This is a genomic window from Pseudomonas deceptionensis, from assembly GCF_900106095.1.
Classification (GTDB): domain Bacteria; phylum Pseudomonadota; class Gammaproteobacteria; order Pseudomonadales; family Pseudomonadaceae; genus Aquipseudomonas; species Aquipseudomonas deceptionensis.
Genome location: NZ_FNUD01000002.1, coordinates 3,147,165 through 3,169,674 on the forward strand (window position 1 = coordinate 3,147,165; position 22,510 = coordinate 3,169,674).

Annotated in this window: 21 protein-coding genes and 2 pseudogenes; 16 read left to right on the forward strand and 7 right to left on the reverse strand. The window is 53.2% G+C overall.

Going from position 1 to position 22,510, the window contains the following annotated elements; translation table 11 throughout:
- Positions 1-271 precede the first annotated feature (271 nt).
- From BLW11_RS14470 to BLW11_RS23840, 3 genes are all read left to right on the forward strand, one after another.
- On the forward strand, positions 272-1,198 hold the full coding sequence (locus tag BLW11_RS14470) for a hypothetical protein (RefSeq protein ID WP_053069512.1): 927 nt from the start codon (positions 272-274) through the stop codon (positions 1,196-1,198).
- A 227-nt stretch (positions 1,199-1,425) separates the two neighbouring features.
- The gene (locus tag BLW11_RS14475; protein WP_241486101.1) at positions 1,426-2,529 is read left to right on the forward strand and encodes a hypothetical protein; all 1,104 of its coding nucleotides are present in this window, start codon (positions 1,426-1,428) and stop codon (positions 2,527-2,529) included.
- A gap of 392 nt (positions 2,530-2,921) precedes the next feature.
- Complete coding sequence (locus tag BLW11_RS23840; RefSeq protein ID WP_139272552.1) at positions 2,922-3,578, forward strand: hypothetical protein; 657 nt, start codon at positions 2,922-2,924, stop codon at positions 3,576-3,578.
- A 172-nt stretch (positions 3,579-3,750) separates the two neighbouring features.
- Here the strand turns inward: BLW11_RS23840 and BLW11_RS14480 are convergent, their stop codons facing one another.
- Positions 3,751-4,713, reverse strand: coding sequence for a DUF2971 domain-containing protein (locus BLW11_RS14480; RefSeq protein WP_241486100.1), 963 nt, complete (start codon positions 4,711-4,713; stop codon positions 3,751-3,753).
- A gap of 553 nt (positions 4,714-5,266) precedes the next feature.
- Between BLW11_RS14480 and BLW11_RS24300 the strand changes: the two genes are divergently transcribed.
- On the forward strand, positions 5,267-5,401 hold the full coding sequence (locus BLW11_RS24300) for a nucleoside triphosphate pyrophosphohydrolase family protein (RefSeq protein WP_420912186.1): 135 nt from the start codon (positions 5,267-5,269) through the stop codon (positions 5,399-5,401).
- Between the two features lie 974 nt (positions 5,402-6,375).
- On the opposite strand, the gene BLW11_RS24235 is transcribed toward BLW11_RS24300, so the two are convergent.
- Positions 6,376-6,705 carry an HNH endonuclease gene (locus tag BLW11_RS24235; protein WP_338152522.1) on the reverse strand — a complete coding sequence of 110 codons (330 nt, stop codon included), beginning with the start codon at positions 6,703-6,705 and terminating at the stop codon, positions 6,376-6,378.
- 15 nt (positions 6,706-6,720) lie between these two features.
- Positions 6,721-6,966: pseudogene (locus tag BLW11_RS24240) on the reverse strand (hypothetical protein); the annotation flags it as partial.
- 203 nt (positions 6,967-7,169) lie between these two features.
- On the opposite strand from BLW11_RS24240, the gene BLW11_RS14500 reads away from it, so the two are divergent.
- Positions 7,170-7,475 carry a hypothetical protein gene (locus tag BLW11_RS14500; protein WP_074836804.1) on the forward strand — a complete coding sequence of 102 codons (306 nt, stop codon included), beginning with the start codon at positions 7,170-7,172 and terminating at the stop codon, positions 7,473-7,475.
- Between the two features lie 61 nt (positions 7,476-7,536).
- A pseudogene (locus tag BLW11_RS24305) lies at positions 7,537-7,641 on the forward strand (lysis protein); the annotation flags it as partial.
- Positions 7,642-7,650: 9 nt separating this feature from the next.
- Here the strand turns inward: BLW11_RS24305 and BLW11_RS14505 are convergent.
- Entirely contained in the window at positions 7,651-8,562 is a 912-nt protein-coding gene (locus BLW11_RS14505; protein WP_048358103.1) for a LysR family transcriptional regulator, read from the reverse strand.
- A 108-nt stretch (positions 8,563-8,670) separates the two neighbouring features.
- Between BLW11_RS14505 and BLW11_RS14510 the strand changes: the two genes are divergently transcribed.
- The 4 genes from BLW11_RS14510 (at position 8,671) to BLW11_RS14525 (ending at position 12,336) form a co-directional block, all read left to right on the forward strand.
- Positions 8,671-9,507 carry a HalD/BesD family halogenase gene (locus BLW11_RS14510; protein ID WP_048358102.1) on the forward strand — a complete coding sequence of 279 codons (837 nt, stop codon included), beginning with the start codon at positions 8,671-8,673 and terminating at the stop codon, positions 9,505-9,507.
- 150 nt (positions 9,508-9,657) lie between these two features.
- Entirely contained in the window at positions 9,658-10,626 is a 969-nt protein-coding gene (locus BLW11_RS14515) for an ABC transporter substrate-binding protein (RefSeq protein ID WP_048358101.1), read from the forward strand.
- Between the two features lie 118 nt (positions 10,627-10,744).
- Positions 10,745-11,863 carry an S-(hydroxymethyl)glutathione dehydrogenase/class III alcohol dehydrogenase gene (locus BLW11_RS14520; protein WP_048358100.1) on the forward strand — a complete coding sequence of 373 codons (1,119 nt, stop codon included), beginning with the start codon at positions 10,745-10,747 and terminating at the stop codon, positions 11,861-11,863.
- Positions 11,864-11,952: 89 nt separating this feature from the next.
- Positions 11,953-12,336 (forward strand): VOC family protein, encoded by a 384-nt coding sequence (locus BLW11_RS14525; RefSeq protein WP_048358099.1) that lies wholly within the window; start codon positions 11,953-11,955, stop codon positions 12,334-12,336.
- A 452-nt stretch (positions 12,337-12,788) separates the two neighbouring features.
- Here BLW11_RS14525 and BLW11_RS14530 read toward each other — a convergent pair whose 3' ends face one another.
- Entirely contained in the window at positions 12,789-14,792 is a 2,004-nt protein-coding gene (locus BLW11_RS14530) for an amidohydrolase (protein ID WP_206540728.1), read from the reverse strand.
- A 74-nt stretch (positions 14,793-14,866) separates the two neighbouring features.
- Here BLW11_RS14530 and BLW11_RS14535 point away from each other — a divergent pair, with 74 nt between their 5' ends.
- Entirely contained in the window at positions 14,867-15,514 is a 648-nt protein-coding gene (locus BLW11_RS14535; RefSeq protein ID WP_053069510.1) for a TetR/AcrR family transcriptional regulator, read from the forward strand.
- Between the two features lie 252 nt (positions 15,515-15,766).
- Here the strand turns inward: BLW11_RS14535 and BLW11_RS14540 are convergent, their stop codons facing one another.
- Positions 15,767-16,576 carry an NYN domain-containing protein gene (locus BLW11_RS14540; RefSeq protein ID WP_048358097.1) on the reverse strand — a complete coding sequence of 270 codons (810 nt, stop codon included), beginning with the start codon at positions 16,574-16,576 and terminating at the stop codon, positions 15,767-15,769.
- Positions 16,577-16,883: 307 nt separating this feature from the next.
- Here BLW11_RS14540 and BLW11_RS14545 point away from each other — a divergent pair, with 307 nt between their 5' ends.
- On the forward strand, positions 16,884-17,099 hold the full coding sequence (locus BLW11_RS14545; RefSeq protein WP_048358096.1) for a hypothetical protein: 216 nt from the start codon (positions 16,884-16,886) through the stop codon (positions 17,097-17,099).
- A 223-nt stretch (positions 17,100-17,322) separates the two neighbouring features.
- Here BLW11_RS14545 and BLW11_RS14550 read toward each other — a convergent pair whose 3' ends face one another.
- The gene (locus tag BLW11_RS14550; protein WP_048359456.1) at positions 17,323-18,246 is read right to left on the reverse strand and encodes a LysR family transcriptional regulator; all 924 of its coding nucleotides are present in this window, start codon (positions 18,244-18,246) and stop codon (positions 17,323-17,325) included.
- Between the two features lie 158 nt (positions 18,247-18,404).
- Between BLW11_RS14550 and BLW11_RS14555 the strand changes: the two genes are divergently transcribed.
- From BLW11_RS14555 to BLW11_RS14570, 4 genes are all read left to right on the forward strand, one after another.
- Positions 18,405-19,103, forward strand: a complete 699-nt coding sequence (locus tag BLW11_RS14555; protein WP_048358095.1) for a fumarylacetoacetate hydrolase family protein — start codon at positions 18,405-18,407, stop codon at positions 19,101-19,103.
- Positions 19,104-19,190: 87 nt separating this feature from the next.
- Positions 19,191-20,558, forward strand: coding sequence for an MFS transporter (locus tag BLW11_RS14560; RefSeq protein WP_048358094.1), 1,368 nt, complete (start codon positions 19,191-19,193; stop codon positions 20,556-20,558).
- Between the two features lie 21 nt (positions 20,559-20,579).
- Complete coding sequence (gene maiA / locus BLW11_RS14565; protein ID WP_048358093.1) at positions 20,580-21,218, forward strand: maleylacetoacetate isomerase; 639 nt, start codon at positions 20,580-20,582, stop codon at positions 21,216-21,218.
- Between the two features lie 64 nt (positions 21,219-21,282).
- Positions 21,283-22,482, forward strand: a complete 1,200-nt coding sequence (locus BLW11_RS14570; protein WP_048358092.1) for a 3-hydroxybenzoate 6-monooxygenase — start codon at positions 21,283-21,285, stop codon at positions 22,480-22,482.
- Positions 22,483-22,510 lie beyond the last annotated feature (28 nt).

Below are 22,510 nucleotides of genomic sequence, written 5' to 3' on the forward strand. Positions count from 1 at the left end.
CAGCGGTTCCTAGAGCCCAATATCCAAATTCGACCCATAACATCACTTCGCGAAAGGCTGTTTTCGGCCAAAAGCAGCCCTTCGATGTGTCTAGACACTTCGGGGCGATTCAGTCTATTAGCCGAGTGACCGAGTTGTGAAGGTTGCCGGTATAGGATTTGAGTTCTTGCTTAAAGCGAACGAAAATGTCCGTAACTTGTGATTCAGCCCTCATCAGCTATCAACGTGTTCAAACGCACTATTCCAATGACGCGCGCCCTTAAGGATAAATATGGTTCATTACCAAGGTGCAGTTCTCTACCTCGATATCCTGGGGATCAGCAATCTGACCAAGAAAAAGGTCAAGCTCACCCCTGAAGACTATGAGGCTTGGGGAGTTAAGAAGATCTCAGAATGGAACGAGCACTTTTTTTGCGCAAAATTGCTGGTGGCCTTTCGTACCTGTTTAGAAGACGTAAAACAAAGATACGAAAATATCAAGGTTACCCAGCTATCTGATTGCGCATTTATTTGGTCGAAAGACGCAGCCGCAGTGGCCAAAGCGGCTCAAGATCTTATGTGGGCTCTAACAAGGGTTGGCGTTCTTTGTCGTGGCGGTATCGCTTACGGTGAAATTATTGAGCCAGACAGCGTCGCAAAATCTATAGGACAATTCGTGCTGGGCGAAGCAGTGACAATGGCGGTGGAGTGTGAGGGCAAAGGCAAAGGCTGCCGGCTATTCACCCATCCTGAGTTAGTCCTCAAATTGACTGGTACTGGTCCGCGGAGCGAAAGATTTGCAGAAGACTCTTTTGCGGAGCTCCTAAATCCATTGAGCGGAGAAAGTGCCGACGAATTCCGCTGGTACCTCCAAAACTTGCCACAAAGCCCCGTAAAAAGCGCCCAAGCGAAGCACTTAGCCCTGCTTGAGCTCATGGCCGCACTAATGTGTTCCCCTCGATTCAATTGGAACGGTAGTTCTGAGGCAGGACGATTACAGTTGGCGTGCAGCATCACATGTTTGTCAAAGGCCGCCCACATGCTGTTACCTTCTTCGGATACGCTTTTCAACGTGAATCAGTTGATGGTCACCGAGATTCGTAGGACACAAGAACAGCAGAACAAGAGATTACAACTCTGGGGCAGTCAGGCGGCTAATGCATTCGATCGCATAAAAGCTAGAGGGTCCAAGCTCCGCGGTGCGCTTCAATCCGAGTGATACAACTAACGCCGTTACCGCCTCTAATTCCAAGCTGCGGGGGCACTGCAATGCTCGCCTCTGTGAGGGGTTCTACGCTGTCATGATTTGGGCGCAGCAGTAAGTCGCCTCAGCCGGCTAATGCCCGTCATAAAGGCTTTATAAATTAGCTCAACCCCAACACCTCACGTAACCTCCGCAGAGACTCCGCATCCAGCGTTGGAAAGAACTCTCAAGGTGACCCAAATGTGGCCGACACAAAAGGATTGAGATGTGCAGGTCTGTCATTGCAAATGATCATGACGCAACAGCTCAATGAAACCCCGAATAGGCACGACAAGGAGCGTTACCCAATGCTAGACCTGATCTACATTGTCGAAGAACCAATTATCTGCGACCCAGCACAAGGCAGCGGCAACAGCTCCTCAGTAAATTTCACTATGCCAGACCGTGACGAACATCAAGGAGCTATAACAGGTGCCGCGCTTGCAAGCATTGCAGGCGCGGCAGTACTTGGCAGAGGTGCGAGTCTATTCGCTGCACCACTCCTACCGACGGCTTTAATGGCCTCCGCATTACTTGGGGTTCCAAGTTTGTTGACTGGTTTCACAAAGGATCGCGCCTTAAAAAGTGATGACCTGGATGATGCTAAGCTTGAGGAGGCTCGATTACTCACCTTGTACGTACAACACCATTCGCTGTCTCGCAGCCAAGCAAATGAGGAAGGCTACCGTTTTCAGCCCGGGCACCCAGTCGTTGGCAAGACATACCGTAAACACCCATTGTCCGACTACTCGACCCCGGATAACGGCAACCTTTACATCCCAAGCGACAGCTACGACGCAATCCTGCTGGAGGAGCGTGAATCGGAGTTGATCAAGCTTTTGGTTCATCTCGGCGCGACCAAAATCAGCATCACCAAAAAAGCCTCGGACAAAAACCGTAGCGTCGTCACTGCCGAAGCTTCGGTGCAAGTCGGCCCTATGGGTGGCGGCGACGTCGGTTACACCGGTAAAACCGAACGCGATACCGATACGCTGAATACTCGTGAATTCTCGTTAGCCGGCCGGCCTTGGAAAGCAGATAGCAAAGTAGATCGTGAAAGTTTTTTTTGGCTCTCCTATGAGCCATCCTGGAAAGCAGTCGTGTTCGCCCGCGAAGTGGGTGGTTGCCTGACAGCGTCCCTTGAAATTAAAGAAAGTACCTCGTTCTCGACAGACAAAAACTTCGAGCTGTCAGTCAAAGTGAAGCTGGTTGAGGCTGGCGCGCAGGCTGGACTTTCAAATCTGGAATCCGAAGAAAAAACATACTTCGTCAGAGCGGAGTTCGCCCCGGTAAGTGACCGGGCCTAACCATGATTGTTGACGCCAACGTAGAATTGACCCACGTGCCGACGCAAGACAGCCCCACCTCCAAATTGGTATAAATCTAGCGTAGGCGAAGGGTCGAGAGGAGTCAGACTGGATCAGTGGCATTTCGGCAACTGGATCAAATCGGCATCGGCAAGAACAAATTGTCTGACTTTTGACAATTAGCCAGTTCTGAATGACGGACGCGGGTCGGAAACCGCCGGACCCGACCGGCGGCTTTTGGCCGAAAGCAGTCGCTCACGGAGGCCAGCTTTCTGCCAATAGCTGCCCCTCGTGAGGAGCAGCTATACACCGCCTGGTGTCTATTTGAAGTTAGGCTATGCTAAGTAAATAGTTTTTTCATTTGTACTGCAGATCAAACTTAGGGTGAAAAGATGAGAGTATCTATTTGCGCCATTTTTGCCACAGTGCTATTGCCCTTCACTGCATACTCTACAGATGAGCCTGCACCAACAGGAATAATTATTCCAAATGGTGTCGAATGGTCAATAGGTGATAACGACGCTCTCCCACTTGTGCGAGGTGAGAAAGCGAATTACCTGTTTTTTATTAGCAAAGGGAAAGTTTCGCTGAACGTAGATGGCAACTCAATTGAGAATATTGTGGGGCCATCTACAGTTCTTCTTGTTGGTAAAGAAATTTTTCTTTTGACAAGATTTTCTACTGGCATCGCGTCAACTGGAACAATTCAACGGGCTCCTGCATTAAAGACGAATATCCCTTATTCCTCTTCCAAGCAAGGATTACAACCAGCAGTCTTTCCTTTGGCGAGATTGGACTCTCCACGATCGTTTGCGTTTACCGTTGAGAATATTGGCACCCCGGACAAACGCCCCGAAGATTGCAAAGATCCATTGAGTTCGTACGTGCGATTAATTGCGGATGGCTCGCCAATACAAGTGTCCCCCAATACAGATGCCCGCTTTTCAAATAACAGTGGTTATATGGGAAAAGCAAAGTCTGTCGACTGGGCAATTGCCGGACCTCAGACTTGTGCTTTCACGGTAATTTTCGCCCTTGTAGATGAGTAAAGTGAGAAAACATTCTTAGGCTCATCCGCGCGGAGGGGGGAGTTGCCCCAGCTTTTTCAGACACGATATGACCGCTGTTGGCCGATATCGGGCCTTTAACGGCGGCAAAAAACGGTCAATAAGTAGCTACTTTTGGCCGTTCAAGTCGACCAAACGGAGTTGAGGTTGGGGGTCAGATATGCAGGGACGCCTCACCTAAGAGGGCATCCAGATCATCAAGCATTTCTGAGTAGTCATGTTGAATTGGCTTCATCGAATCATCGAAGTGAATTCTCTGACGTCTCAACTTGAAATTGGAGCTCGGTTCCATAATTTGCCAAAATCTCACAGCTGACGTCTCCCCTCCGAACATTGACATGATTGATTCAGTAATAGCACGCGGGCAGTTCATGCCGAATGTAACGGATTTGACCGGTGCAGGACTGCGGTCCAAACCGATTGGCCCTAGCAGTCTCCATTCTTTTTCGTACCGCCACTCGCTAGATTTCGTTAGCAATGATGCTCGTTCGACTTCATGTTGCGAAATCAAATCTCCGCCTTCTATCCACCTGAGCAAGCAGTCTGCGGAAATCTGGCGGTCTCCACCATATACAACCCGTCTAATAGATGAAAACTCCAGCTTAGTAACATCGTATTCAATGCACACGCCACGGTGCTGTTGGCCGTAGTGTGACCACATCAGAGGACTATCGACTTTTTCACTTAGGCATAGAACGCCAGTCGCGTGCGTTTTCTTAACTTCATCTTGAATGAGGTTTAACAGTGCTTGTTTGAAATACGCAGCGGGATCACGAACTTCGGGGTCGGTAATATAGTACTCGATACCTCGTATAACCTCATTGACTTCACTATTCCCAAGCTTGGCACGATGAACGTCTAATTTCTCTCCTCGCAACCTCAGGCGCTTCAAGGATGCTGACGTCTCTTTTTCAACCCGTCGGAGAACCATCAATTTTAGAAGCAACTGTAACCCATCTATGGTTTGAGTCCCTGCTACCACAACAGGTCGACAATCTAGCGGATCATTGAATGTTCCAGGATCTGCAAAGTAAACCTTACCGTGGTAAAGCTGCTCCACCATGCGATCACTGAAGCCGAGATATTTGTACAGGCTTTTTGGCTCTTTATTTGTCATCAAAGCAGGTCCCTGTGGGCGACAGCAATCATAGAGTTGGACAACCTTCACGAGTCATCACCAATTTTATCTGCTACACAAGGCCTGTGAATCGCCCTTGAATTCGTAACACATCTGAATGACCGCTGGTGGCCGAAAGCAGATCCTTATACAGCACTGTCAGTTATGGAGTGCTAGGAGAAATTATCAGTCAGCAGAACGCTGTAGGAAAAGACAAGAACTCGTACTGTCTTTAATTGGACGGATCGGGGGAGAGCGCTTAAGTAGCGGTTTTAATCAGGTCTCACTGGTTGCTCTAATTTTGCTACAGCAACACCTTTGTCAAAGATAAGTTATTGATTAATAGGTTTTTTTCAAGTCAGTGGTTTCGATCCATCATAGGGGCCACGCTAAAGCGCCTGGACACCGCAGAGCCTTTGTTTACGTGGGTTGTAGCTGTTTTTTCTAGCATTTTGCTCTACGTGTTCAAGGCGTGTTTTAGGGGGTAAAAGGGCGTGTTTTGGAGTTTATTGGTACAAATTACCAATCCAAACAACAATTGTACCAGTCGATCATGGCCACTATCCGAGCACGCAAGCGCACCGACGGCAGCATCAGTTACACGGCACAAATACGCCTGTTTCGTGATGGGGTGCAAGTCTACCAAGAGAGCCAGACCTTCGCCCGTAAACAGGCCGCCAAACCCTAAGCCTGGGTTCGGAAGCGGGAAGTGGCGCTTGACCAGCCCGGTGGCATCGAGCGGGCAAACCATATCAGGGCGACGGTCAAGGAACTGATCGAACGCTGCCTTTTGGAATACGAGAGATTGAGACCGCTTGGCAAAACAAAGCGCACACGGCTCAGCCCATTAGTGAGATCTGACTAGGCAAGCTGGAGGATATGGAAATCACTATCCTCTTCGCGGCAGTTCTCCTCGCAGAGCCCGCCACGACACACCCGCCATACGGGACGTTTTGGCGACTCCTCGGCAGCCTTGATCTTTTTGTCCATTGCCTCACGGGCGTAACGCATTTGGTCGATGGTAAGGGTGGAGATCCACTTGCCCGTTCCGACGCGCATCGAACAACCGTGATGACACTTAAGATAAGGCACGACTTCGTCCTTGCAGCTATAGCGGCTGGCCTTAAAGGAATGGCGCATATGCAGAAGCGGTCTTAGACGGGAGCAAATGTCTTTGGTAAAAGTAGGGTGTTCGTTGAGCGTATTTCAGGAGCTGAATTTGAGAACGTGTAGCGAGCAGGAGTCCCGGATTGCTTGTTGGGACCCGCCCTTAGTAATGGGCAGTGATCAATGGGCTTAAGTATTGAGCTTCGAGTTAATCTACTCCCTGCCAATCTAGGCCAAAGACTCAAAGCTTTAGTTCATTGATCACATCTATTTCGACTGCTCGACGGTTTCCAGTGCGGGCAGCTCAGCAGTTTTTCCTCCCAAGGGCGATGCAGGCTTAACCCCTCCATATCCCTTCACGCATCACAGCCTCCATGGTTTTGAGTTATGTGACGGCTGCTCGGTGTTTGATTTCGTGCCACGGATCATTTGCTCGAGCTAGTGCAGCCATCGGCGGCGTGCCTTTGATGGTTACGGTGACCAAGGCCAGCGATCCAGGGTTATGAGAGTGCCACTCAGGTGTTCCAGGCTGCAGCACAACTGATTTGGAAGCAGCTAAGACTTCGGCTCGATACTCGCGACGTACGCTTTTAACGCTTCGTTTTTTACCCTGCCGTGCAATCCATAGTGAATTTCGCGGTGGCAGGCCGGACAGATAGCGCCTATGTAACGTGGATGATCCAGGCCGCCATCTGATAATCGATTGATGTGGTGCGGCTCTAGATATGGTGATCCGTTTGTCTTCATGAAGGGTGCCGGCTTCTCACAGCTCTCGCAATTTCCGGCTGCCCTTTTTAAAACGTAGTCGCAGATAGCTCTACTGCGACGATATACGGTTCTGAGTGCCGCCCCGTTCTCTCCAGCTGCCGCCGTTTCGGCGTCCATCAGAGCTCGTTTTCTTGCTTCGAAGACCCGTGCGGCATGCGCTTCGTCCAGCGACATCGTTTCGGGAGTGGCGATCCATCCTGAAGCCACCATCTGCTTTTGATTGGCTGAGTCGCGCAGCTCCTTGTAAAAATGCTCGGTCATGTTTTCCAGATGCTCAGAGAGGTAGACGCTATTGGGCGCAATCTCCACTGACTTGCTGTACCGGTCGCCGCGGGCATCGATGCAAAGTGCACTAAGGCAGATCGTCCAAGTTCGTGGCTGAGCAATTGGAAGCCATCGAGGATGGGTAGAAGGTAGCGGGCACGGAGCGCCAATGTCGTGATTATCGAACCCAGGTGCGAGCCTGGAAGCTGGACGCCGAAGGCTATCTCGTTTCAAGTCTGCGGCCAGTACGGCCAAGTTACCCGTGCAGCAATACATAACCCCGCCAGGTGCGGGTATTTTTTTACCCGGAAGAAGGCATGCCTTCAACAAGGGAGTTCCCAGCCCATGGTGTTGGCAATAGTGGCATAAAGCCTGCTAAAGTCGGCGCCGAAATTATCCAGGTAAGGAAATACAAAGTGAAAGGCATCCAGTTTTTGGCTGTAGTCGGCGCGGCATTGTTGATGAATGGCTGCGTTGTACAGAGCACTTACAGCAAGACAGTGGCAGTAACTAGAGATGCCGATGGCAAGATCATTCAAACTGTTGAAAGCGAGACTGTGGTTCAGCCAGCCAATGGCTATCCAATGCGCCTGGAGAAAATCAAAGGCATACAGCCGCAATAATTACCCACGCCGATTCGAAGAAACCCGCCGAGTGCGGGTTTTTTATTATCTGGAGTAAGCCCAAGCCCATTACCGAGCTCTTACTGATGAAAAAAAAACCAAACCAGCCCGTCTGCGTGATCGCCTTGCTACTGCTGACCTTCGGCTGTCAGTCCAACTCGACGCTGACCAGTGATTAGCTGTGCCCTGGTAGTCCTACACTTTTAATCCAGGAACTAAGTTCTGTAACCATTTGATTTACTTCACTATTCTCTCGTTCCGAGGGGCGGATGATTGCGTTCCAGGCGATATCCAAACCGTCATTCAGGGCCGCCCACGTAAGTTCACCGCGCTCAAGGCTGGGGGTCACTAAGTCACGTTGCAAGATGCTGATTCCGTAACCTGATCGTACCAACTCGACGATAGCTTCAATCAACTCCACTGTGATCATGCGGCGCGGCAAAATACTGGCGGGGGCGAAGAAGCGGTCATATTCCCAGCCGCTAGCGCGATCGGTCGAGTACGTCACTAGGTTGTAGGTCTTGAAGTCTTGCGCGTAGATACTTTTTCTTCCCGCAAGGGGATGATCGGTTGCCATTATCGCAATCAAGTCATCCCGAAAAAGTGGCAACTTGGCGACACCGCTAGGAACCATGCCGTCATCGATGATGGATACATCGAGTCTTCCTTGCATCAGGCTCGCGTAAACGTCATTGCGGGGTACGGTCACCAGTGTGATTTCTATGTCTGGCCGCAGACTTGAGTAATGCTTGATGAATTTTGGAATCCAGCGGAACGGGCCGTATGAGGTTACACCCATGCGTACAAATGCTGTGACGCCACTCGCCATGGATCTGGCTTCAGACTCGGCTTCATTGAGTATCGCGATGATGTCTTTGGCAGCACGTTCCAGACGCGCGCCAGCAGGGCTGAGTCTGAGCTTTCCCCCAGTTCTTTCCGTTAGGCTCACACCTAGCCGCCGTTCGGCTTCACGCAGGCGGTGACTGACTGCCGAGGGCGTCAGCCATAAACGCTCTGCAACGGCGGTTATCGAGTCAACCTCCGACAAGGTTTGCAGCATCACAAGGTGATCCAGGGTGAGTCTCATGGTGAGCGACCTGAAAATAATTCACAAAATTACGTAAAATTACGAGCGTGACTTGTTTTTAGTGTCGATGCAATCTGAATCCAGCAGAGCCACTGGAGACCAACAATAATGAATACCCTACCTAACACACCGGCATTAACTCTGGGCGATATCATCGACCTCGAGCTTTACCCCATTACGGATCGCACCAGTTCCACTTATCGTGCACTGGTTGCTCAAAGTCAGTCGTTGCTGGGAGAAGATGGCGTTGCGATCTTCCCCGGGTTTGTTCGCAACCAATCGGTTGTCGCAATGGCTGAGCAGACGCTTGCCATGCACTCGGGCATGTTTCATTTTCGGGAAAGTCACACGGTTTACTTCAAGCCGCAAGATGAAAGCGTTGACCCGGAACATCCGCTACGCCGATTGATGAGCACGGCCAAAGACACAGTGGCTTATGCCGATATTCCGGCCGAACATTTAATCAGAAAGATCTATGAGTCGGACGAAGTCCTGGCTTTCATCAAAGATGTGTTGGCTCTAGACGTGCTCTATCGCCACGCTGATTCGTTAGCCGCCCTTAACTTGCAGGGCTTCACCGCAGGGCAGCAGTTGGGATGGCACTTTGATCGTTCCGACTTCAGCGTAACGCTCTCCCTCCAGGCGGCGAGCGCCGGTGGGGACTTTGAGTACGTGCGCATGTTGCGCAATGAAAACGACGATTGTTATGAAGCAGTCAGGCAGTTCCTTGATGACCCGAAAACACAGCAGATAGAGGTTTTGCCTCAAGTGCCCGGCACCCTGACATTGTTCCGAGGGCGCTATTCATTGCACAGAGTAACGCCGGTGCAAGGGGATCGGTTGAGGCTTAATGCTGTGTTTGCGTACGTTGATCAGCCCAATGTTGAGTTCAGTGCATACGCTCGCCAGTTGTTTTACGGACGCACCTGCGTAGATCCAGTTTAAGTTTGGCCAATAGCAATAAGAGCAATTGATTCACGTCTTCGCTTTACGTGTATGCGCACATGAACATACCAGACCTGATGGCCTCGTTTGTTCCTGTGACGCACTCAACAGTTCGCTGCCCACAATAATAATGATTTGGAGCGTCTGATCATGAAAAACAGGAAGAGCTTGCTGGCCTCGTTGCTCACTCTCGGTTTGCTCGTTGGCAGTACTTCAAGCCAGGCTTCAGGATGGTGTGAGTCGGGCAAGCCGGTGAAATTTGCCGGCCTGAGTTGGGAGAGCGGGATGCTCCTTACCGACATCATGATGATCGTGCTCAGGGATGGCTACGGTTGTGTAACCGACCAACTGGTGGGTAATACCATCATTCTTGAAACCGCTCTGGCCAGCAACGACATTCAAGTATTTGGCGAAGAGTGGATGGAGCGTAGCGAAGTCTGGAAAAAAGCTTCAGCTGCCGGGACGGTTGTTGGGATAGGTGCTCCGATTATTGGTGCGACTCAGGGTTGGTACGTGCCGCGTTATGTCGTGGAGGGGGACACTAAGCGTAATAAACCGGCTCGAGCGCCAGATCTCAAAACGGTTGCCGATCTGAGCAAATATCCAGAGGTTTTTCGAGACCCGGAGGAACCGTCCAAAGGCCGCTTCTACAACTGTCCTGCGGGGTGGATTTGTGAGCAAGATAATACCGAGATGTTGAAAGAGTACGGTCTTGAAAACAGCTTTACCAACTTCCGGCCTGGAACCGGTGCGGCACTGGATGTGACGGTTCTGTCCAGCTATAAACGCGGTGAGCCGGTGCTGTTCTACTATTGGTCACCGACGCCGCTTATGGGTCAGATTGACGCGATCAGACTGGAAGAAAAGACCGGGGCCAATAAAAACGTCATCACTATGGTCGGCATTTCCAAGGCTTTCCATGAGCAGGCTCCTGAATTGGTCGCGGTTCTGGAGAAGGTCAATATTCCGATTGATCTGTTGAATCAGAACCTGGCGAGGATGACCCAGGAGCGTATCGCTTCTCCGAAGTTGGCCAGAATGTTTCTCAAGGAGCACCCGGAAGTCTGGCACGCCTGGGTCGATGAAACAGCGGCAAAAAAGATCGAGGCATCGCTCTGACCGGTCTAGAGGGCAAGGATGCCCTCTCTTTGTAACGTCTCCCAGAACACAAATTAATCACTGATATTGACTGCTTCGACACAGAGGCGGCTCCTCTTCGCGTCCGGGAATTACGAATATGATCAAATCACGAGCGGCTGTCGCCTTCGCGGCGAACGAGCCACTGCAAATTGTGGAAATCGATGTGGCGCCGCCGCAAGCCGGTGAGGTGCTGGTACGAATTGTTGCGACAGGCGTCTGTCATACCGATGCGTTTACCTTGTCCGGTGCCGATCCCGAAGGGATCTTTCCCGTCATTCTTGGCCATGAAGGCGCGGGTATTGTCGAGGCGGTAGGTGAGGGGGTGACTTCTCTGGCGGTTGGTGATCATGTGATTCCGCTTTACACGCCGGAATGTGGCGACTGCAAATTCTGCAAATCCGGGAAGACCAACCTCTGCCAGAAGATCCGTGCAACTCAGGGTAAGGGGCTGATGCCCGATGGCACCACTCGCTTCTCCTACGAAGGCCAGCCCTTATTTCACTATATGGGTACCTCGACCTTTTCCGAATACACAGTGTTGCCGGAAATCTCGCTGGCCAAGATTCCGAAGCAGGCTCCGTTGGAGCAGGTTTGCCTTCTTGGTTGCGCAGTGACGACCGGCATTGGTGCGGTACTCAACACGGCAAAAGTAGAAGAGGGCGCCAGCGTGGCGATCTTCGGTCTGGGCGGTATCGGCCTGGCCGCGATAATAGGCGCTGTCATGGCCAAGGCCAGTCGAATAATTGCGATCGACATCAATCCGGCCAAATTCGATATTGCCAAGCAGCTGGGAGCTACCGACTTCATCAACCCCAAAGACTACAAAGCGCCAATCCAGGAAGTCATCGTTGAGATGACGCAGGGTGGCGTGGATTACTCCTTCGAATGCATTGGTAACGTTCATCTCATGCGCGCAGCCCTGGAGTGCTGTCACAAGGGGTGGGGAGAGTCAGTGATTATCGGAGTCGCTGGCGCGGGCCAGGAAATCAGTACTCGACCGTTCCAGCTCGTGACCGGCCGCGTTTGGCGTGGCTCGGCTTTCGGCGGTGTAAAAGGCCGCAGTGAATTGCCCACTTATGTCGAGAAGGCCCAGGCCGGCGAAATCCCGCTCAGCACCTTCATAACCCACACGATGGAGCTTGAAGACATTAATAAGGCCTTCGAGTTGATGCATGCAGGCAAGAGCATTCGTACCGTTATCCACTTCGATCGCTGATTGACTCGTCCAGGCGTTGAGTATTAGACGTCTCGCGCACGAACAACCCGAAATGTCCGACATCTTGTTTCAATAAGGAGAGCATCAAAATGAGTATCTTCACACACGTCACCGTTGGTACCAACGATCTGCATAAGGCCCGCATTTTTTACGACAATGTGCTCGGCGCACTCGGCCAGAAACGTATTGCTGATCTGGAAGAAAATGGATCGATTTGGGGTGAGGATGCCCCGTCGTTTTTTGTACTAAAACCGGCAAACGGCGCTCCTGCGAGCGTCGGCAACGGTGTAACTATCAGCTTTGAAGCACCGAGTCGCGCCGCAATTGATGCCTTCCACGCTGTTGCGCTGGCCTGTGGCGGCACCGACGAAGGTGCCCCGGGGGTACGGGGCTGGGCTCCTGACGCTTATGCCGCCTATGCCCGAGATTTAGACGGTAACAAACTAGCCGCGTACTGCTTCAAGCCGGCCTAAACTTTATTCGAGCTGGGCATTGACTCTCATGTGACTCTGCCCATTTCTAAAAGCGGCGATTCAATGACTATGTTTTAGCGCTCGTATGACAGGAACCCGATCGTTAGCTGTTCGCAACGATCGGCTGCTTTCGGCCAAAGAACGGTCGTTCGCAGGCTAGGGGGAAGATGCCGAATGGGAGGGTATCAATGGGCGCAGGGGAGCGGGGTGAACTTGAAGAGCGGCCCTGCGGCAATCCAGGGCGATCGCGTTGCATGCTTGTGAAACCTATGTGGCAGGCGTATCAGTCTCTGACCACTACAAGGTCATTTCAAGTGCCGGAGTAAGGCGCATAAAAAACCGATGCCGGCTCAGGCATCGGTTTTTTATGCTTGCGGCAAAAGGCGAGGCATATCGCCTTAACGGGCAGGCATTTGCCGCACAAGACGCCTTCCATCTTAGGCTGTGTCTATTTATTGGCTATAGACCGTTTTGCCACGAAACACAGTCTGCATGACTTGGGTGTCGGCGATTTGTTCAGGTTTATTCTGTTGGACCAAGTCGAACAGGTTTCGATCCAGGACAATAAAGTCGGCTGACTTGCCCGGCTCAATCGAACCGATGATTTTCTCCTGACGTACAGCCCGGGCGCCATTGATTGTGTAGGCATCCAGCATCTGCTCTAGCGTAGCGCTCTGCTTGGCGTTGTAGGCGGGCTTCCCCGGGAGGGCGCGAGTGATACCTGCTGCGATGTTCATGAAGGGCCGTGGATCGCGAGAGTCGACAGGCGCATCGCTGCCCGCCACCAGTACGGCGCCGGCTTTAGCTGTGCTACCTACCGGGTAGACGGCTCCCCAGGTGTAACTTTTTGGGTTGTAGAGCACGTCGTTGATGTCCTGGCCCTTTTTACTTTGCTCAAGGAACGGGGTGATCAGCATGTCATATTCAGGTTGCTCGTTGATCCAGGCGTAGGTGTAAGTGAGATAAACACCCAGTTCGCCGAGCCGTTTTTGGTCGTCCGGGTGGACCATTTGCAAGTGGGCAATGGTGTGCGGAATAGGGTGATCGCCATTGCGCTGACGAGCTGCTTCCAGTGCATCAATCGCAACGCGGGTGGCGCGATCGCCAACGCTGTGGACATGGATGCTGAAGCCGTCCGCATCGAGTGCAGTGGCGTAATTCTTGAAGTCTTCAGCCTTGTAATTGACGATGCCGTTTTTCTTCGAGTCGTCACTGTTCTTTGTGACCGTGACGATGCCAGTCTCTTCGTTCTGTTTGAGGTGTGGTGTCTGATAGTTGTGCAGCATGCCGGCGTTGGGTGAGAACGGTGGTTTGCTGAAGGGGTCACCTTCGAGCACGCCATCGGCAAAGATTTTCACCGCATCCGCTTTGATCAGCGGGTTGTTGGCAAATGCGGCACGCACTTCTTGAGCCTTTTTCAGGTGTCCGGCTATATCTACCTTGCCTTTGTAGTCGTCAGCAATGAAGCAGGTGGCGGCAGTTACCCTCATGTTCAGCAAGTCCTGCTCTTGCATTTTCACAAACTGTTCGCGGATAAAATCGTTAGAGCAGGCATCTTGAATACTAGTGATGCCGCTTTGCGCCATGACGCGTGCGACTTTCGGCAGAATGGCACCATAAATGGCTTCGCCGCGTGGATCGCCCACCTCTTGGGCAAACATGTCGAAGTTACCTACTGGAATTTTTTCCTTGGCCGCGTCACGAACCACACCGCTGTCCAAGCTAACGTAGGGTGCCAGGTCGGCAAATACTCCCCCTTTGCTCAGGGTCTTGGCATTGAAGCCAACGGTATTGCCGTTATCGTCTTGAGCCATGCTCAAGGCTTTCGAGTTGTAGGCACTGGCGTGGCCATCTACGCCGGAAAGGATGATCGGATGGCCATCAGCGACCGCGTCCAGCGTTTGGCGGATGGTTTTGTAGGTGCCGGCGGGTTCATTGTTTTCATAGGGAACCCATTGGTCTATTTTCAGCCAGGCACCGGGTTCACTGGCATAGCGAGGCAAGCATTCCTTCACTTTGTTGGCCAGTTGCTCAAGATTCACACTCTTGCCTTCGAGGTCGCATGCATCCAGCGGGACGGTGCCTAGTGCGTGAATGTGATTGTCGTGCAGCCCTGGCAAAACCATCTTGCCGCCAAGGTCCACCACCCGATAGCCCTGACTGATAAAGCCTTCTGCACCTTCCCGGTTACCGGAGTAGACAAATTTGTCATTCGAAACGGCGATGGCTTCGACCTTGCGGCGCTGGGCATCCTGAGTATAAATCTGGCCGTTGACGTACACCGTGTTGCTGTTGTTGTCGACGGCTGATGCTTGACTGCATCCAGCGAGAGCAGAGAGCAAAACGAGGGAGGAAGGCGTCAGGTGTTGTTTTGATTTAAGCCGCATAAAATCTCCGATTAAATTACAGCAATTGCTGTAATTTAAATTTTTACCAGCGTTCTTTCCAGGCGTCAATTGCTACGGTTTGACTCTGCCGGACAAGTCGATGTGAAATGCGTACCAATGAAAGCTAAGGGGCTGGGCACGGGATGATTCCGCAAGACTTGAAAATGCGCCGAGAGCCGCGCCAGCAAAGGACCCTTGAAATCATCAAGAAGATCGAGCAAGCGACGCTGGAATTACTCAAGGAGGGTGGTATTACCATGCTCAACACCAATGCCATTGCGGAGCGCTCCGGCATCGACATCAGTTCGCTCTATCGTTTTTTTCCGAACAAAGAGGCGATTGTTTATCGCCTTGGAAAGCAATGGCTGGATGCTATCCGCGGTCGGGAAAAGGTAATTTTCGAGGGTGAGTCAGGCCTGATTGAAACCTGGAGCGCGCTGGATGACATGATCGACTTGGTCGAGCAGGAGTTTTCCGGCTATGGCGCGCTTTGGCAGGCCATGGATGTGATTCCGGCGTTGCGTGAGCTGGAAGTCGAGCATGAAGCTTTTCAGCTCGACTGTATGCTGAAGTTGCTGAGAAAGCATGGTTGCCAGTGGCCCCAGAGTGAGCTCACAGAGCTGGTGCGGTACGTGTACCGCACGTGGGATGTGGTCAAACAAGTCTGTATCGAACAAGGTGCAGCGCGTGGGCTGATGTGGCGGGCGCATCAGAAATGGCAGTCTCGGCTGCTTTTGTCAGCGGTTAACACACTTAGTGCGGCTGAATTCGAGCACGAGTTATTAGTGTGATTACTCACCCTGGTGTTGATGATGAGCCTTGCTGAAGTGGGGATAGAAAAATGTGCGCATTTATCAATGCTTCAGCCGAGTACAGCGGCCAGACCGATCAGCCGCACATTTTGGCGAAGCTGCATAAGCAACAGGTTCTCGCTTATCTTGAAAAGATCTGCACCGATGCAAAGTTTAAGCAGCCTTTTTTGGCCGATATCAACCCGTTACGAGGGGCAGCTCCCACCAAAGTGCGGTCGTTGGTGGCAGGTGCTACGAACTTGCCTGTCGGCGCCGAGCATAGAGTATTGAACCTCCCACTCCCGTTGTTCCTCTCGTTTGCAGTTCAAACGTATCCGGATAGCCCTTGATCAACTCACTGAGCTTCTTATAACCATGGGTGCGAGGGTCGAATTCGGGTCTCAATTTGCTGATGTTGGTGCCCAGTGCACCCAAGTGAGCCCAGCCGTCCTCGTCGGCAATGTCATCGAGGATCTTTGCGATGAAACTTACGGGGGCCTTGGGCAGCCTTTTAACCATAGGCGTACTGGCGACTTTGACGGGCTCGACTTCTGCGGATGGCTCGGGATCGGGTCGATCATGTCCGTTATTCGCAGCAACAAGCACCTCACTGCGCAACAATTCGGTATAGATGAACTTGTCACAGGCCGAGACGAACGGTCTAGGGGTTTTCTCTTCACCAAACCCGTAGACGGTCAAACCCTCTTCTCGTAATCGCGAAGCGAGGCGGGTGAAGTCACTGTCGCTCGAAACCAGGCAGAAGCCGTCGAAGCGCCGGGTGTACAACAGGTCCATTGCGTCGATGATCAAGGCGCTGTCTGTAGCGTTCTTGCCTTTGGTGTACGCGAACTGTTGGATAGGCTGAATCGAGTGCTCGAGTAGCACCTTTTTCCATCCGCCCAACTGAGGACCGGTCCAGTCGCCATAGATCCGCTTGACGTTGGCGACACCGTACTTGGCGATTTCTTCGAATAAGCCTCCGATAATGGCTGCTGGTGCATTGTCGGCGTCGATTAACACTGCCAAGTGTTTTTGCGTAGGGGCAGGTGCGTGGATGGCCATGGGTCGTCCTTAAGTTGATGGTTTCAACATACCGTTAAATCACGGATGAACATAGGATCCGCCGCTTCACCCGTTATATTTCACCGACAATACCGGCCGATTTCTGCCAGTCACGACAGGCAGAAATAGGCCAAAAGGATCCAGTCTAAGGCGTCCAGGAAATCAGGGGCGATTAATGTAGGCATGGGCTTTACCTCAGAATAGCGCCGCCCTCCGTGACCGGATACGGCAGTGAGATGGTGGCAATTTGCAGTTAGATGGAGTATTTATTTTGCTCCGGCACCGGGTCGGATCAAGGAGCAGATTAATGAACAGGCAAGCCTATTTTTTGGAGGCCGAACGTCTTTCTGATGATTTTGCAGCTAGGGCCAAGGCAGTCGACGACTATATGAATACTGCCCCCGACCTGGCAGACGACGAAGCCTATAAAAAGCTTTGCGACCTGCAGAGTGAGGCGAGTGCTGCAGCTGGGCGCTGGTCTTCACACTGTGAAAATAATCGTAGCCATATCCGATCCGTTTAATCGTCGCGACAGACTCGCAGCGACTCGCGTTGCCAAGCCAACTCAAGTTTCCGCGACACGTTTTCAGGTATCACGCAGTCGTGTCGCGGCGGAGTAAGAAATTGCTCTTGGCCAGCAGCGCTTTGCAAGTCGTCTCAATGACATCGGTCAGAAGCTCGGCCATGTAAACGCCTTCCACAGGTATCTCCTGCAAGCCCAGTCAGGCTTTTGCCAAGGTGGTAGCCTAAAGTTTGGCCCCCACGCGAGAAGCTTTAAGCAAGCATTCGCGAAAATCCAGAACTGCGTTGTCGATGTAGGGCTCATCGCGCCAACAGACACCGATGCAGCCTTCAGCGTCCATTTCAAAATCCAGAGCTTTGACCAGGCCGCGATGAGTGAAATGCTTTGCGACCCGGCCAGAGGCCACTGAGAGCATATCGCTGGTTTGTAACAGCCACAGGTTGGCCATCAGTGATGATGACTCGATCTGACAAGGTAAGGGCTTGAGCCCCGCATTGCTCAAGGCTGAGTCGAGTCGCTGGCGAATGGGCGTACTCTCAGGCCAGAGTATCCACTTGAAAGCCTGAAGATCATCCCAGGTAAGGTCCGATTTCAAGGTCAATGGATGCCCCGGGCGGGCTATGACCTGAATAGGTTCGCGAAACAACATCTCGCTGTTCAGCGTCTCGCGCGGCTGATAGCTGTCTAAATGCCCGACGACCAGGTCCAGTTGACCACGCTCCAACCTTTCGAGCAGTACGTTCATGGTGCTCTCTTGTAGAGAGATATGTGCCCGAGGGTGCATGGCCAAAAAATGAGCGATGGCATCGGGTACCAGGCTGGGCGCCGATGCAGGCGATGTACCGATGGCAATGTTCGGTGCGCTGCCTTCATTGAGCGCATCCATATTGCTCTGGGCCCGCTCCATCTCGCTCAGGATGCGTCGCACGTGGTTGATCAGCAAGTCTCCCTGGGCCGTTGGGCGCAACCCGCGAGCATGGCGCTCGAACAGTATGGTACCGGCATCTTCCTCCAAGTCTTTGAGCCATTTTGACAGCCCTGGCTGTGTCGTATTGGCGATACGGGCGGCGTCGCTGACGCTGCCGGTTTCGGCGAGGCTGATCAGCAGTTGCAGGTGTCGCAGGCGCAAACGGGTTGTCCAGGTCATGGTGCTCATATACGTAAAAAAGTATGGATGCATCGGAAAATATCATTATTCGCTTAAGGCTGGCAGGTTTTTAATGGGCCAACGCCGGTGGTAGCTGCATGCCAGCGCAACCTGCTTGCCGTGGTCAGCTTGACCTACCCTTTGCCTGGAGCCCTTCAATGAGCTACGTATTCGAGCCTCAAGCCCCTGTGACCTTGGAGGTCGTTGGTAGTGAGCAAAAATTTCCGGTACGCCGCGTTTATTGCGTAGGCCGTAACTATGCCGCTCACGCCCGTGAAATGGGCTTCGATCCTGACCGTGAACCACCATTTTTCTTTTGCAAACCTGCCGACGCGGTGATTCCGGTCGCCTATTTCCAGCCACTGGAACTGTCTTATCCGGCCGAAACCAGCAACTACCACTACGAAATCGAGCTCGTTGTAGCCATTGGTAAGGCGGGTCGGGATATTTCGCTGGAGCAGGCGAATGACTATGTCTATGGCTATGCCGTTGGCCTGGACATGACCCGCCGTGACTTGCAGATGAAAATGCGCGAAATGGGCCGCCCGTGGGAAATCGGCAAGGCATTCGATGCCTCGGCGCCGATCGGCCCTGTGCACCCGGCCAGCCAAATTGGTCACCCAAGCAAGGCTGGACTGTGGCTGCAGGTGAACGGCACGGACAAGCAGCGCAGTGATATTGACAAGTTAATCTGGTCGGTACCGGAAACCATCAGCTACCTCTCGCGCTTCTTCGAACTGCAGCCTGGCGACTTGATTATGACCGGCACACCTGAAGGTGTGGGCCCAGTGGTGGTCGGCGAGCGCATGACCGGTGGCGTTGAAGGGTTGGGCGAGATACAGGTCGACATCGTTTAACACGTTCCGGGGTCGGCTCCACGCCGTCGGCCCCGGATTGAAGTACCAATACGTGGCCCGCACTGCGCTGGCCCGGAGGGTTCACTCATGTCTTCCACTGATAAAAATAACAGTGTGGATGTACAAGACTTCATCGACAGCAGACCGGTCAGCCGCTACCAGTGGATGATTCTGGGTTTGTGTTTTTTAGTGACGGCAATTGATGGCCTGGACACTGCCGCCGTCGGGTTCATCGCCCCCGCCTTGCGCGACGAGTGGGGTTTGACGCCTGCGCAACTCAATCCGGTGCTCGGCGCTTCACTGCTGGGTCTGATGCTCGGTGCTTTCATCGCCGGTCCGCTGGCTGACCGTTTCGGTCGCAAAACCATCTTGCTGGTTTCCGTTTTATTCTTCGGCGGTTGGAGCCTTGCTTCCTGTGCCTCACAAGATGTCTTCAGCCTGACCATCATGCGTTTCCTGACCGGACTTGGCTTGGGTGGCGCCATGCCCAATGCGATCACCCTGACGTCCGAATACTGCCCGCAACGCCGTCGCTCGTTGATGGTCACCACCATGTTTTGCGGCTTCACCCTGGGATCAGCACTCGGAGGGGTTGTCGCCGCTCAGATGGTGCCGGCGTTCGGTTGGCGCAGCGTGCTGTTTCTCGGCGGTGTATTACCCCTGTTGTGCCTTCCATTTCTCTACGTGTTTTTGCCTGAGTCGGTGCGCTTTCTGGTACAGCGCTCGGCGCCTGCTGCACGGATCAGCGCTATTTTGCAGCGACTTTCGGGGCAACCGCTGCCGAGTAATGTCAGTTTTGACATTCACGATGGCATCGGTGAATCGAGCCCGCGTCAGTCGCCTATCCGCCAGATTCTAAGTGGCAGCCATCGTGCAGGCACCCTGCTGTTGTGGAGCTCATTTTTCATGAGCCTGCTGATCATCTACATGATGACCAGTTGGTTACCGATCCTGGTCAAGGACACAGGCCTGTCACTCAGCCAGGCGGCGCGGGTCAGCGCCATGTTTCAGGTCGGCGGGACCCTGGGGGCCATTTTCCTGGGCGGGGCCATGGATCGCTTCAACCCATTCCGGGTATTGGTCTGCGCCTACATCGCGGGCGCTTTCTCCCTGATGCTCATCGCTCTGTTCCATGATCAATTCACCCTGTTGGTTCTCGGGGTTTTCAGCATGGGCTTTTGCATCAGCGGCTCTCAGGTTGGGGCTAATGCGCTGGCGGCCGGCTTCTACCCGACCGCAATGCGCGCCACCGGAGTCAGTTGGGCTCACGGTGTGGGCCGCATCGGCGCAGTGCTTGGCACCCTTGGCGGTGGCTGGATGTTAGGCATGGGCATGGGCTTTAGCGGCGTCTTCACCCTCCTGATGGTTCCCGCTGTGCTGGCCAGCGCCGCGATTTTCCTGATGAGCCTGCGCTACAGCCGATCTCAGGCGCAGCCGTCACTCGCCGTTCATTGATACACCACAGGAAACATGACCATGAAGCTCTACAGTTTCTTCAATAGCTCCACCTCCTACCGGGTGCGCATCGCGCTCGCACTGAAGGGGCTACCTTACGACTACCAAGGCATCAACCTGCGTGAGGGCCAGCAGTGCAGTCCTGCTCATCGCGAGCTGAGCCCGATTGGCGGGGTACCGGTGCTTGAAACTGACGGTGCCGTGTTGACTCAATCTCTGGCCATCATCGACTACCTCGAGACTCTGCACCCCGAGCCGCGTCTGATCCCGATTGATGCCCTGCATCGTGCCCGTGTGCTGGAAATCGCCAACCTGATTGGCTGCGATATCCATCCGCTGAACAACGTACGAGTGCTCAATTACCTGCAGAAGGTTTTGGCGATCACTGCCGAGCAAAAGTCAGCCTGGTACAAGCACTGGATCGCCGAAGGCCTGAGTGCTGTTGAAGCGTTACTGCAACGTAATGACAGCGGTAACTACTGCGTGGGTGACAAACCAGGTCTGGCTGAGTGCTGCCTGGTGCCTCAGGTGGCAAATGCCGAGCGTATGGGCTGCGACTTGTCCGGTTACCCGCGGATCATGGCCGTCTATCGCCATTGCCTGGAACTGCCAGCCTTCGAGGCCGCAGCACCTGCACGTCAACCTGATTTCATTTTATGACTGATCCGCAGGCTTCGCTGTCCATGTTTGAAGCCTGCGCTGCAACATACTGGAGACTCGAATAATGACTGCACAAAACCAAGAACAGTCGATTATTGTCGTTGGCGGGGGCATTGGCGGCCTCGCTGCTGCACAGGCGTTGACTCAGCAAGGTATCGCTGTATTGCTGCTGGAACAGGCTGATCATATTGGCGAGATCGGCGCAGGCATCCAGCTGGGACCGAATGCTTATGCAGCGCTAGACGCGCTGGGCGCGGGGCCTGCGGCCCGCAGTCGCTCGGTGTTCACCGATCATCTGATCATGATGGATGCAGTCGATGCCCACGAAGTCGCTCGCATCGAGGTCGGCCAAGCGTTTCGCGAGCGCTTCGGCAACCCCTATGGTGTGATCCACCGTGCAGACATTCACCTGTCGATCCTGGAGGCAGTACAAAACAATCCGCTGATCCAGTTCAAGACTTCGGTCTGCATTAAAAGCCTTGAGCAGGACGCCGATGGCGTAACCCTGGTCGACCAAAATGGCAACGTCTACCACGCCGATGCGGTGATCGGCTGCGACGGCGTTCGCTCCGTGGTGCGCGATGCCTTGCATGGCGAGTTGCCGCGCGTGACCGGGCATGTGGTGTATCGCGCAGTCGTGGATGAAAAAGACATGCCAGAGGACTTGCGCGTCAACGCCCCAATGCTCTGGGCAGGCCCGCGTTGTCACTTGGTGCATTACCCGTTGCGCGGTGGCAAGCAATACAACCTGGTGGTTACTTTCCATAGCAATCAACAGGAAGAGTGGGGTGTTACCGAGGGCAGCAAGGAAGAAGTACTTAGCTACTTCGAGGGTATTCATCCGCGCCCACGCCAGATGCTTGATCGGCCGACTTCATGGCGCCGCTGGGCCACGGCAGATCGCGAACCCGTGGACAAATGGAGCGAAGGCCGAGTCACAATTCTTGGCGACGCGGCTCACCCGATGACTCAATATCTGGCTCAGGGGGCGTGCAGTGCACTGGAGGACGCCGTAGTACTGGGGCAGGCGATCAAACACTGCAATTTTGACTTGGCGCAAGCCTTCCACTTGTATGAAACCATCCGCATTCCGCGCACGGCCCGAATCCTCTGGTCGGCCCGCGAGATGGGGCGCCTTTACCACGCCAAAGGTGTCGAGCGTCAAGTGCGCAATCAACTGTGGGACGGTCGTACGCAAGAGCAGTTTTACGATTCGCTCCAGTGGTTGTATGGCTGGAGTTTGAACAACTGCATGAAGCACTGATCCGGTCATTGCTTCGCTTGCCATCCGC